This window comes from Micrococcus sp. 2A, from assembly GCF_039519235.1.
Lineage (GTDB): Bacteria > Actinomycetota > Actinomycetes > Actinomycetales > Micrococcaceae > Micrococcus.
Genome location: NZ_CP154351.1, coordinates 2,376,766 through 2,388,308, shown reverse-complemented (window position 1 = coordinate 2,388,308; position 11,543 = coordinate 2,376,766). Strand labels below are relative to the sequence as shown.

Annotated in this window: 13 protein-coding genes; 5 read left to right on the top strand and 8 right to left on the bottom strand. The window is 75.0% G+C overall.

Going from position 1 to position 11,543, the window contains the following annotated elements:
* Positions 1-129 precede the first annotated feature (129 nt).
* Positions 130-1,386: an aminotransferase class I/II-fold pyridoxal phosphate-dependent enzyme gene (locus tag AAG742_RS11070; protein ID WP_298710184.1), complete on the top strand. Its 1,257-nt coding sequence runs from the start codon at positions 130-132 to the stop codon at positions 1,384-1,386.
* Positions 1,387-1,419: 33 nt separating this feature from the next.
* Here the strand turns inward: AAG742_RS11070 and AAG742_RS11065 are convergent, their stop codons facing one another.
* Entirely contained in the window at positions 1,420-2,715 is a 1,296-nt protein-coding gene (locus AAG742_RS11065) for an acyl-CoA dehydrogenase family protein (protein WP_298710186.1), read from the bottom strand.
* A 1-nt stretch (position 2,716) separates the two neighbouring features.
* Positions 2,717-4,084 carry an acyl-CoA dehydrogenase family protein gene (locus tag AAG742_RS11060; RefSeq protein ID WP_298710188.1) on the bottom strand — a complete coding sequence of 456 codons (1,368 nt, stop codon included), beginning with the start codon at positions 4,082-4,084 and terminating at the stop codon, positions 2,717-2,719.
* Between the two features lie 249 nt (positions 4,085-4,333).
* Here AAG742_RS11060 and AAG742_RS11055 point away from each other — a divergent pair, with 249 nt between their 5' ends.
* Entirely contained in the window at positions 4,334-5,578 is a 1,245-nt protein-coding gene (locus tag AAG742_RS11055; protein ID WP_298710190.1) for a hypothetical protein, read from the top strand.
* A 123-nt stretch (positions 5,579-5,701) separates the two neighbouring features.
* On the opposite strand, the gene AAG742_RS11050 is transcribed toward AAG742_RS11055, so the two are convergent.
* Both AAG742_RS11050 and AAG742_RS11045 read right to left on the bottom strand, forming a co-directional pair.
* The gene (locus tag AAG742_RS11050; protein ID WP_298710192.1) at positions 5,702-6,496 is read right to left on the bottom strand and encodes a hypothetical protein; all 795 of its coding nucleotides are present in this window, start codon (positions 6,494-6,496) and stop codon (positions 5,702-5,704) included.
* A gap of 160 nt (positions 6,497-6,656) precedes the next feature.
* Entirely contained in the window at positions 6,657-7,328 is a 672-nt protein-coding gene (locus tag AAG742_RS11045) for an SGNH/GDSL hydrolase family protein (protein WP_010080009.1), read from the bottom strand.
* Between the two features lie 82 nt (positions 7,329-7,410).
* Here AAG742_RS11045 and AAG742_RS11040 point away from each other — a divergent pair, with 82 nt between their 5' ends.
* On the top strand, positions 7,411-7,872 hold the full coding sequence (locus AAG742_RS11040; RefSeq protein WP_298710196.1) for a DUF805 domain-containing protein: 462 nt from the start codon (positions 7,411-7,413) through the stop codon (positions 7,870-7,872).
* Here AAG742_RS11040 and AAG742_RS11035 read toward each other — a convergent pair.
* Positions 7,854-8,273 (bottom strand): organic hydroperoxide resistance protein, encoded by a 420-nt coding sequence (locus tag AAG742_RS11035; protein ID WP_298710227.1) that lies wholly within the window; start codon positions 8,271-8,273, stop codon positions 7,854-7,856. The genes AAG742_RS11040 and AAG742_RS11035 overlap by 19 nt on opposite strands.
* Before the next feature lie 130 nt (positions 8,274-8,403).
* On the opposite strand from AAG742_RS11035, the gene AAG742_RS11030 reads away from it, so the two are divergent.
* On the top strand, positions 8,404-8,835 hold the full coding sequence (locus tag AAG742_RS11030) for a MarR family winged helix-turn-helix transcriptional regulator (protein WP_298710198.1): 432 nt from the start codon (positions 8,404-8,406) through the stop codon (positions 8,833-8,835).
* A 97-nt stretch (positions 8,836-8,932) separates the two neighbouring features.
* Here AAG742_RS11030 and AAG742_RS11025 read toward each other — a convergent pair whose 3' ends face one another.
* From AAG742_RS11025 to AAG742_RS11015, 3 genes are read right to left on the bottom strand one after another with little or no spacing between them, the layout of a single operon-like run.
* Entirely contained in the window at positions 8,933-9,766 is an 834-nt protein-coding gene (locus AAG742_RS11025; RefSeq protein WP_298710200.1) for a cytochrome c oxidase assembly protein, read from the bottom strand.
* Positions 9,759-10,295 carry a DUF2243 domain-containing protein gene (locus tag AAG742_RS11020; protein WP_298710202.1) on the bottom strand — a complete coding sequence of 179 codons (537 nt, stop codon included), beginning with the start codon at positions 10,293-10,295 and terminating at the stop codon, positions 9,759-9,761. Before AAG742_RS11020 ends, AAG742_RS11025 begins: the two co-directional genes overlap by 8 nt.
* A 37-nt stretch (positions 10,296-10,332) precedes the next feature.
* Positions 10,333-10,707 carry a hypothetical protein gene (locus AAG742_RS11015; RefSeq protein WP_343282151.1) on the bottom strand — a complete coding sequence of 125 codons (375 nt, stop codon included), beginning with the start codon at positions 10,705-10,707 and terminating at the stop codon, positions 10,333-10,335.
* A gap of 133 nt (positions 10,708-10,840) precedes the next feature.
* Here AAG742_RS11015 and AAG742_RS11010 point away from each other — a divergent pair, with 133 nt between their 5' ends.
* Complete coding sequence (locus AAG742_RS11010; RefSeq protein WP_298710204.1) at positions 10,841-11,536, top strand: cyclase family protein; 696 nt, start codon at positions 10,841-10,843, stop codon at positions 11,534-11,536.
* The last annotated feature ends 7 nt before the right edge of the window (positions 11,537-11,543 follow it).

Sequence of the window (11,543 nt, the reverse complement as noted above, 5' to 3'; positions counted from 1 at the left end):
TCGTTCGGGAAACGGCGGCGGGTCGAGACGTTTTCGTTGACGAAACGGCGGCCCGCCCGGCCGTTTCGTCAACGAAAGTCGTCCCCGGGGCGCCGTTTCCCGAACGAAAACGGGGGGTAGCCTCGGGCCATGCGTCGCCCGTCCCGTTCCAGCACCGCCGCCCACGCCAGCACCGCCGCCCCTGCCCCCGCCTTCGCGCCGTCCGCCCGGTCGCAGGTGCCGCCGTTCACGGTGATGAGCATCCTCGGCCGGGTCGCCGCACTGCGCGCCGCCGGCCACGACGTCGTCAGCCTGTGCGCGGGGGAGCCGGGCGGGGGCGCCCCGCCCGCCGTCGACGCCGCGGCCGCCGCCGTCCACGCCTCCGGCCGTGCCCTCACCTACACCCCGGCGCTGGGCCTGCCGGAGCTGCGGGCCGCCGTCGCCGGCCACTACCGCCGCTGGTACGGGCTCGACGTCCGCCCCGAGCAGGTCGCGATCACGACGGGCTCCTCGGGGGCGTTCATGCTCGGCTTCCTCGCGGCGTTCTCCCCGGGGGACCGCGTGCTCCTGCCGCGCCCCGGCTATCCCGCGTACCGCAACATCCTCGCGGCGCTCGGGGTGGAGGTGGTGGACGTGGACGTCGACGCCGGCACCCGCTACCAGCCCACGGTCGCCCACCTGGAGGCGGCGCTCGCGGAGGGCCCGGTCGCGGGGCTCGTGCTCGCCTCCCCGGCCAATCCCACGGGCACGATGGTCAGCGCCGACGAGCTCGCCGAGCTCGCCCGCTGGTGCGAGGAACGCGGGGTGCGGCTCGTCTCGGACGAGATCTACCACGGCATCGTGCACGCGGACGGGCAGGGGCCCGGCGCCTGCGCATGGCGCACCTCCCGCACCGCGCTCGTGGTCAGCTCGTTCTCCAAGTACTGGGGCATGCCCGGCTGGCGGCTGGGCTGGATGCTCATGCCGGACGACCTCGCCGCCGCGGTCGACGGCCTCGCCGGCTCGGTCGCCCTCTGCCCGCCCGCCGCGGCCCAGGAGGCGGCCGTCCACGCGTTCAGCGAGGAGTCCTACGCGTTCTGCGCCGAGCAGGCCGGCGGCTTCACGGCGACGCGCGGCGTCGTGCTGGCCGCCCTGCCCCGGCTCGGCTGGGCCGACGCCGCCCCCGCCGACGGCGCCTTCTACCTGTGGGCCCGCCTCGCCCCAGGCATGCTGGCGGAGTTCGGCAGCGCCGTCGGCTACTGCGCCGCCCTGCTGGAGGAGGCCGGCGTCGCACTGACCCCGGGGGACGACTTCGACGCCGTCCACGGGCCCGAGTTCGTCCGCCTCTCCTTCGCCGCCGGCCCGGGCGCCGTCCACGAGGCGCTCGAGCGGATCGCCGCCTGGCATGCGGCGCGCGGCCTGGCCTGAGGGGCTCCGCCGCGCGCCGCGCCGGCCGGCGGCTCAGCCGCCCAGCCGGTAGTGGCGTCCGAGCGGCGTGCCGTTGACGGCCCGGTCGCCGAGCAGTCGGGCGCGGTAGATCAGCGGGTTGTGGCTGGCGAGCACCCGCGCATTGCGCCAATGCCGGTCCAGCCCGCGCGTGCGCAGGGTTGCCGAGGCCCCGCCCACCTCGAACAGGCGGGTCGCCGCGTCGAGGGCGGCCCGGGCGATCACCTGCTGGGCGGCGTAGACGGCGGTGTACACCGCGTCCACCTCGGCCTCGGCCAGGGGTGCGCCCGACGCCTCGGCCCGCAGCGCCCGGTCCAGGGGCCCGACGACGGCGTCGAGCGCCGCCTGCGCCCCGAACGCGGCGGCCTCCAGCTCGCCCACCACCTGCAGCACCTGCGGATCGTCACCGGGCCGCGGGGCTGCACCGTGGGAGAAGCCGCGCGTGCGGCCGGCCACATAGGCCGCCGCGTCGCGCACGACGGCACGGGCGATGCCCGTCAGACCCACCAGGTGGACGAACTGGAAGATCGCCTGCGAGGCGAAGATCGACGAGCCGTCGTCCAGGGACTGGCCCACCGGCGTGAGCTCCTCCGGATCCACCACCACGTCCGTGAACTCCGTGGTCCCCGAGGCGGACAGCCGCTGACCGAATCCGTCCCAGTCGTCGTGCCGGGTCACCCCGGGGGCGTCCGAGCGCACGGTCGCCGCGCGTTCGGCACCGTCCTCGTCCTCGACGACGACGATCGTCCAGTCCGCGTACAGCGTTCCGGTGGAATAGGCCTTGCGACCGTTGACCACCACCGAGCCGTCCGGACGCGTCGTCAGGCGGGTCTCGTAGTGGCCGGTGCGGTTGCCGATCTCCGTGGTCGCGTTCGCGACCGTCTCACCCGTGGCGAAGCGGTGCAGCCACCGCTCGCGGCGCGGCCCGGCCGGCGAGCCGAGCACCGTCTCCACGTTCACCACGTGCACCCGCAGGGCCTGCAGCACGTTCGAGTCGGCCTCGGCGAGCTCCACGTACAGGCGCGCGGCCTCCGGGAACGTCAGGCCGGCCCCGCCCGCTTCCTCGGGCACACGCAGCCCCGGGAAGCCGGCGGCGGCGAGGCGGTCCGTGGCCTCGCGATCGGTCACGCGTTCACGGTCCCGCTCGGCGGCGGTCTCGGCGAGCCAGGCGAACACGGGGGCCAGCCGTGCGCGGGCGGCGAGGAACTGGGGCCGGTCGGCCGGGTGCGCGGTGGTCGGCACCCCCGAGTCGGTGGTCCCGACGTCGGCGGGACGGGAGATCGTGTCGGTGCGGTCGGTGGTCGTCGTCATCTCACTGCTCCTTCGGGGCGGCGGGGGTCGAGGGGGACGGGGAGGCGCTGTCGCGGGACGGATCGGCGCCGGTGGACGATGCGGTCTCGACCGCGTCCGCGCTGTGCGGGGCGGGGGTGCCGTGCAGCAGGCACTCCCCGATCTGGCGGCGGCGGTGCGGCAGGGGCGTGTGACTGGCCAGCACGCGGGCGTTGCGCCAGTGGCGGTCGAGTCCCGGGCCCGCGACGACGGCCGACGCCCCGGCCGTCTCGAACAGGTCGGAGGTCAGCCGCAGCGTCAGGTCGGCCGCCACGGAGGACGCCGAGGCTGCGGCGACCCAGGCCTCCGTGTGGGCGGCCTCGAAGGCCTCCGCGGCGCCGTCGTCCTGGGACTCGGACTCGGCCGCGCCGAGCGCGGGAGCCGCACCGGCCGCGGTGGTGTATGCCGCCTCGAGGGCAGGGACCGCGCCGAGGACCACGGAGCGCAGCGCGCGGACCTGCGCGGCGGCGGCCCCGAGCTGGTGCTGCAGGACCGGGTCGTGGGCGGGGCTGGCGCTCGCGGCGTGCTGGTAGGAGCGGGAACGGCGGCGGAGGATCTCGGCGAATTCGTCGAGCGCGCGCTGGGCGATGCCCGCCTGGGTGGCCGCGAGGATGAGCCACAGGAACGGGTAGCCGGGGGCGGCGGCGGGGCGCTCCAGGTCGACGCGGCGCCAAGCGGGGGCGGGTGCGTCGGTGTAGACGGTGGTGCCGGAGGCCGTGCCCCGCTGGCCGATGCCGTCCCAGTCGTCGCGGGCCTCGACGCCCGGCCCGGCCACCTCGACGACGAGGGGCTGCAGAGCCCCGGCGTCGTCGTGGGCGGCGACCAGGGTCCAGTCCGCCAGCAGGGTGCCGGTGGAGTACTGCTTCGTGCCGGTCAGCAGGAACGCCTCCGGGTCGCGCGGGTCCCGGCGGGCCGTGACGCCCGGCAGGCCGGTCGCGGCCGGCGGGTCCACGAGCGCGTTGGCGAAGACCTTCCCGGCGGCCACCTCGTCCAGCCACCAGTCGGTCAGACGCGGGTGGACGTCACGGGCGACCTGCTCCGTGAACATGAAATGCCCGTGGAGGGCCTGGGGGAGGTTCGCGTCGGCTGCGGCGAGGTCCACGAGCAGGTCGAGGAGCTGCGTGAGGGTCGCGCCGGAGCCGCCGCGCTCCCGCGGCAGCCGGAGGGCGGTGAAGCCGGTCTCGGCGAGCAGGCGCACGGCCGCACGGGGCGGGACGGCCGTGTCCCGCCGCCTGGCCTCGTTCGCGGCGATCCGGGCGAAGACGGGGGCGAAGCGGGCTCGGAGTTCTGCGGTGTCGGGGGCGTCGGCGGCGGAGGTCGGTGCGGGACGGTCGAGGACGGGAGTGGTCATGAGCGGTCCTTCCGTGGGCAGGTGGGCCGACCGTAGGCATCCGCCCCGGGCCCGTCCCAGCCCGCCGACGGGTGGCGTCACGCGCCGGTTCCCGCGACGGGGGCGCGCCGTCGGCGCCGCCGAGATGACGGGCAGACGCCCACCTCCGCCTCGGGTGGCTCCGAGTCACCGGCGGGTGAGGCGACGGCGGCCTCCTCCGTCTCCGAGGAGGACCGCGTCGACCCGACCCAGACCACCGAGGTCTCCGCGGTGACTCCGCGCATCCTGCTCTCGCACGAGGACGGGCTCACGCTGCTCGACGCCGAGTCCGGCGAGGTGGTGAAGGAGCAGGACGTCCCGGGCTTCACGCGGCTGAGCAACGCCGGCAACGGCAAGGACGTCCTGGTGACCACCGGGAACGGCTGGGAGGTGTTCTCCACCGGCATCCAGGCCAAGGCCCACGGCGATCACGTCCACAACTACGAGTCCGCGCCCGGCATGACCGGCGTGACGTTCCCGGGCGAGCACCCCGACCACGCCGTCACCCACAACGGCAGGACCACCCTCTTCACGGACGGCACGGGCGCGATCCGCACCTTCGACTCGGCCCACCTGGACAAGGCGACCCCGGACCTCATGCCCGTCATGACGGAGGCCGAGACCGAGGACCCGCACCACGGCGTGGCGCTCGAGCTCTCCGACGGCACCCTCTTCACCACGCAGGGCACCGAGGACTCCCGGAACACGCTCCAGGTGATCGACCCGACGACCGGCGAGGTCACGGCCGAGACCGACGACTGCCCCGGCAGCCACGGCGAGGCCGCGGCCCAGCCGACGGAGGCGGGCGACGTCGTCGTGATGGGCTGCGAGAACGGGCCCGTCGTGTACCGGGACGGCGAGTTCCACAAGGTGGACGTCGAGACCGAGTATCAGCGCTCCGGGAACCTGTTCGGGCTGCATGACTCGCCCATCGTCCTGGGCGACTACAAGGTCGAGGAGGAGCCGGAGGAGGCCGTCGAGCGGCCCACGGAGATCGCCCTCATCGACACCCGCACCGATGAGCTCACCACCGTGGACCTCGGCTCCTCCTACTGGTTCCGCTCGCTCGGCCGCGCCGAGGACGGCTCCGGCGTGGTGCTCACCTACGACGGCGAGCTCAACGTGATCGACGAGGAGACCGGCGAGATCACCGCCGAGCACCCCGTGATCCAGCCCTGGAAGGAGAAGGACGAGTGGCAGGAGCCCGGTCCGATCCTGAAGGTCGCCGGGAACACCGCCTACGTGACGGACGCGGAGAACCGGAGGCTCGTGGCCGTGGACCTGGAGACCGGTGAGAAGGTCCTCGAGAAGGAGCTGGACTTCGCGCCCGTCGAGATGGCCGTGGTCACCGGCGAGCCCGAGTCCGTGAAGCCCGAGGAGGGCGCGCACGGTGACGAGGACCACGACGACGACGGCCACGAGGGCCACGACCACGGCGCCGAGCCCTCGGAGGGCCACGAGGGGCACGACCATTGATCGTGTGACGAGACTCCGGCCGGGCGCCCTTCGTGGGGAGGGGTGCCCGGTCGGCGGCCGGGGGCGTCGTGGGGACGCTGACGGCCAGGGCCGGCACCTGCCGCCAGCCCGGGGATGGTGGGGTCAGTCGGCCACCGGATCGTGGTCCGTGATCACGCTCAGGCGGTACCGGGTGCCCTCGGGGACCTCGGCGCTCACCACCAGGTCCTCCGCGTCCGACTCCGGCACCATGACGACGTATCCGCCGCAGCGGTCCGACCACCCCAGGGGTTGGTAGGCGGCGAAGCCGTCCGCCCCGAGGATGCCCACCGAGGACGGGCCGGCGTCCGGGTCGTCGCACAGCAGCATCAGGCGCAGGGTGCCCTCGGGGCGTTCGCCGCCCATCGCCCCGCCCCCCTCCCCGGGGGTCTGGAGGCCCTGCAGCTCGGAGGCGATCACGTTGACGTCCGTCGTGGGCGTGCCGGGCAGCTCGACGCCCTCCAGGGCCCGGGCCAGGGGGTCCTCCGTCGGACTGCCCGCCCGGTGCGTGACGGCGGCCTCCGGGAGGGCGGCGAGGAAGCCCTCGCTCAACGGCAGAGCCCCGTTCCTGGCGGGATCGGCGCCCTCGGGCACGAACCCGGCACCGGCGGTGGAGCCGCCGCCCGAACCCTGCGTGGCGCTCCCGGAGGCCGGCGCCGGAGTGCTCGGCGCCGTGGTGCCGGAGGCTGGCCCGCCCGCGGACGGCGTGGTGGTCTCGGACGTGCTCGACGGGGACGGCGTCGTGTCGGAGGACGCCGCAGGGGAGGGTGTGGTGCCGGACACCGTCGCTGGGCCCCCGCCGCCGGAGCAGCCGGCGAGCGTGAGGGCCAGGGTCAGGGCCGCCGTTGTGGCCGGGAGGGCATGGCGGGCGGAGCGGAGGGAAGGGGGTGAGGGGGTCAAGGCGGACCTCCGTCGGTCGGGGGAGCCCGTGCTCCCGGACGCCGGCCCGACCGGTCGTCGTGCAGTGCGTGAGGGGAGACTATGCATCGCATGGGTCCCCGTCTAGCCCCCGGTGTGAGGGACGCCGGATGTGCGCTTCGCGCGCGGCGGGGAGGAGTCCTCAGGCGGCCGGTGCCTGACCCCGCACCTGCCGCAGCACCTCGGGGGCGACCGCCGCGGCCCAGTCCTCGTAGCCGGCGCCGTTGGGGTGGAACAGGTCCCGGGCCAGGCGGCTGACCTGGTGCCTCAGATTCCGCCGCCACGTGGCCGCGTGCACGTCCGCCACGCCGAGGCCGTGCCGGGCGGCCACCCGCCGCACCACCGTGTTCGCCCGGCGCACGCGGGCCTCGAACGGCGGGATGCGGAACGTCGGGACCAGGCCCAGCGTGGCACCGGCCGGCAGCGCGCGGGCGATCGCCTCGAGGGGCTCCTCGAAGGCGGCCTCGCGGAACCGCCAAGCCCAGGTGACGTCGTTGCCGCCGACGACGCACGTCACCGCGTCCACCCCGCTCGCCGGCATGAGGGGCAGCTGGTCGGCGAGGACGTCCTTCGCCATGGCCCCGCTGACGGCGAGGTTCACCACCCGCACGGGCCGGCCGGTCTCGGCGGCCACCCGCTCGGCCACCTGGGCCACGTACGTGCGCTCCACGCTCTCGGCCCCGATCCCGACGGCGGCCGAGTCGCCCAGCACCACCCACGTGAGCGCGTCGGGGTCCGCGCGGGCGGCGAGGGCGTGCCAGTGGGCGCGGTAGTCGGCGTCGTGCTGGGCCTGCCAGCCGGAGGGGGAGGGCATGCGCGCCAGGCTACCGGCGCCCTGACGTGCGGACACGCGGGAGGGCCTCGACTCGGGCCACCTCATGGGCCAGGGTTGGGCCATGACGTGCCTCCGGGCCGTGGGCCGCTTCTACGGACGCTACGCGCAGTTCGGCGGCCGGGCCGGGCGCGCCGAGTTCTGGTGGGTGGTGCTGTACCTGTCCCTCGCGTCCCTCGGCATCACCCTCCTGTTCGGGGCCCTCGGGGCGGACACGACGACGGCCGCCCCCTCCGCCGTCGTGTTCCCCGGCTTCGCGGTCAGCGGTCTCAGCGTCCCCGCCGTCGACTCGATGACCGAGGCCTACCAGGCCTTCTCGGGGGTCTGGGGCCTGCTCCATCTGGTGCCCGCCTGGGCGCTGACGGCCCGGCGACTGCACGACGCCGGGCTCAGCCGCGCCTGGCTGCTCCTGGCGCTGCTGCCCGTGCTCGGTGCGATCGCCCTGCTGGTGATGGTGCTCCAGCCCTCGGATCCGCGGGTGGCCGCGGAGGCCGCCGCGCCGAGCGGTCAGTCGTCGACGACCTGAACGTCCACGCGGATGTTGCCGCGGGTGGCGTTGGAGTAGGGGCAGACCTGGTGGGCGGCGTCGGCGAGCTGCTGCGCCTCGTCCTGGGGCAGGTCCGGGATGACGACCTCGAGGGTGACGGCCAGGCCGAAGCCCTCGCCGGCCTTGCCGATCGAGACGCGGGCGCCCACGGAGGAGTCGCCGAGCTTCTTCTTGGCCTGGCGGGCGACGCTCTGCAGGGCGGAGTGGAAGCACGCGGCGTAGCCGGCGGCGAAGAGCTGCTCGGGGTTGGCGCCGTCGCCGTTGCCGCCCATCTCGGCGGGGATCGCCAGGTCCATGTCGACGCGGCCGTCCGCGGTCCGGACGTGGCCGTTGCGGCCGCCGCCCGTGGCGATGGCCTCGGTGGTGTAGAGGGGCTCGATCTCGATCACGGTGTGCTCCTTGACGGTGTCTGGCCCGGGGTGCCGGGGGCCGCTCGACGGCGGCCACGGTCCAAGGTAGTCCGCGATCAGGTTGTGTGCAATCCAGTTGTCTGCGGGGTAAGTTGTCCGGGTGGACGTCACCCCCCTCGACCTCGACCGCCAGCTGTGCTTCTCCCTCTACCGCGCCAGCCGGGCGGTGACCCGCGCCTACCGGCCCCGGCTCGAGGAGCTGGGCCTCACCTACCCCCAGTACCTCGTGATGCTGGTGCTCTGGCAGGAGGACGGGCCGGTGGGCGTGAACGACATCGGCGCGCGCCTGGGACTCGACAGCGGCACCCTCACCCCGCTGCTGCGCCGCCTCGACCACGCCGGCCTGCTCACCCGTGCCCGCAGCGCCGACGACGAGCGGCGTCGCCTCATCTCCCTCGCCCCCGCCGGCCGGGACCTGCGCGAGGCCGCCGCCGACATCCCCGCACGCATGGCCGACCTCTACCCCGGGCCGGCCGGACAGCGGGAGGAGCTCAAGGCCTTCCTGGACGAGCTGGCCGCGGGACTCGACTGAGCCGGGGCGCGGGCGGGGGCGCAGGATCCCCGCGACCGCCTGCTGTGCTCAGGACCGCGTCATGAGGACGCGGTCCTGAGCACATCGAGCGGTCTTCTCAGGGCGCCGCCCGGGCCACCACACCGCCCCGCCCCGACCGCACCGGCGCGGTGCGGCGGTACCAGTCCAGACAGAAGACGGCGATCAGCACGAGGTCGATCCAGTCGCCGCCGTAGTACATGAGCTGGGCGCCGGCCTGGGCCTCCGCCACGCCCACGCCCGCCGGCGGATGCGCGTAGACGTGCTTGGAGAGGATCGCGTGCAGCGCGAGGAACGCCGCGAGCACACCTGCCCGCAGCGGGTGTCCGTGCGGGTGCGGTGCCGGGTCCACCTGCAGGATCGCGGCGGTGAACACCCACCCGGCCAGCAGCACGTGCACGTGCACCAGCAGATGCCCCACCGCGGAGGCATGCATCCAGGCGTGCAGGGGTGTGGTGTAGAGCAGCCACAGCCCGCCGATGTTCAGCAGCCCCGCCACCACCGGGTGCGAGACCACCCGCACGTACGGCGTGGACAGCACCCGGGACAGCCGCCGCGCCCACGCCACGGGCAGGCCCCGCAGGGCCACGGTCACCGGCGCGGACAGCACCAGCAGCAGCGGGGCGAGCATGCCCAGCAGCAGGTGCCCCCACATGTGGGCCGTGAAGTCGTGGTGGCCGAGTACCCCCAGCGGTCCCACCGCCACGACGCCGGCCACCACCCCCGCGGCCGCGCTCAGGGTGCGCGCGTCGGACCAGGCGCGGCCCCGGCGTCGTCCGGCGCGGACCAGCGCCGCATAGGCGACCAGGAACAGCAGGAGTCCGCCGCCGATGACGACGCCGGCCAGCGGGAACGGGGCGCTCGCCGCCTGGGCGCCGAGCTCCGCCCCGATCCCGCCGGGGTGCTCATGCACGGGCGGCCGCCCGGCGGGAGCCGCGCCGCCACGCCAGGGTGCCGATCACGAGGAAGGCGATCGCAATGGCCATCCACACGAGGTCGTACACGAGGATGTCGTCCACGGGCGCGTACGGGCCGGTGCCCTGCAGCTCCGTGGGGATGACCTCGTACCGGATCTGGTGGGTCCTCATGAGCTTGCGCTGGACGGTGCCGTCCCACGCCTGGAACGCGCCTGCGCCGATCAGCACCGCCGGCCACCACCGGCCGACGCCGGGGCCGCCGCGGCGTCGCACGTCCGCGAAGAGGAACAGCCCGGCCACGGCGGCGAACCAGCCGAAGGCGTGGAAGAGCCCGTCCGAGACGAGCCCGACGGCCGTGGTGGAGCGGTCGTAGAAGTGGTGCCAGTGCAGGAGCTGGTGCAGCACGGTCTCGTCCACGAAGGCGGCCACGCCCACGCCGAAGAGCATCCCGGACAGCAGCAGGCGGCGGTGCAGGTCGGGCGCGGAGCGGCCGGTGGGCTGGGCTGTGGCGGAGAGGGATGCCATGGGGCCACGGTAGCGGCAGGCCGCGAGCATGCGCAGGTCAGGGGCGCGTCGTGGGCTCGCCGTCCAGCACGCGGTCGACGACGTCGGCCACCTCCGCCCGGTCCTCGGCCCCGAGCCCGAGCAGGGGGCGGGGCAGGCAGCCGGGCGCGGCGAGCCCGAGGTGCTCGGCGGCCGCGGCGGTCACGTCCGTGTAGAGGCCGGCGACGTCGTCGTCGGTGAGGGTCTGATAGGACTGCGGCGCCAGGAGCAGCCCCCGCGCTCCGGCCGCGGCGGCGTCCTCGGCGAAGGCGAGGGCGTGCGCCGTGCGCAGTGCGCTCACCCCGGCGTGCACGGTGATCACGTCCCCGCCGGCGGCGGCCAGGCGCTGGATGATCCGGACGAGGGCGGGTCGGATCGTTGACGGCTGGGGCATCCGGGAGTGGACTGTGCCGTACATCCCGTGTGCCCAGGAGGCCCCATGTCAGATCAGCTCCAGCAGGAGATCACGGACGCCGCCGGCTCCTCGACGACGACGGGCTCCGGATCCCTGGCGGACGTGGTGGGCCATGAGCGTCCGTGAGGAGGGCGCGCGGCTGGTGGACCTCAGCCACCGTCTGACCTCGGGCGGGATGGTGTTCCCGGGCGACCCGCAGATCCGGCTCGCCCCGGCCGCCCGGATCGACGCCGACGGGTTCGCCGTCACCTCGGTGACCATGGGGTCCCACTCGGGCACCCACGTGGACGCCCCCAGCCACACGGTGGCCGGCGGGCGGACGATGGACGACGTCGACGTGGCCCGCCTGATCGGCCGGGCGCACCTGCTGCGCGTGTCCGGGCTCGCACCGCGGGAGCGGATCGGCCTGGCACGGCTGGAGGGTCAGCTGGCCGCGCTGCCCGATGACGCCCGGATCGTCCTGCTCGTCACGGGCTGGGACCGATTCTGGGGCGACGCCGCCTACCTCGACCACCCGTTCCTCGACGGCCTCGTGGGGGAGCACCTGCGGGACCGCGGGGTCGACGTGCTGGGGGTGGACACCCTCAACCCGGACGAGACCGCCCCCGAGGGGTCCGCGCCCCTGCCGGTGCACGAGGCGCTGCTCGGAGCCGACCGCCTCATGATCGAGAACCTCCGTGGGCTCGCCGACCTGCCGGCGTCGGTCACGAGCCTGGAGCTCACCGCCCTGCCCCTCCCGCTCGGCGGCGCGGACGGGGCACCTGTGCGGGCGATCGCCATGATCCCCGCGGAGGCGTCCATGGACTGAGCCCGTC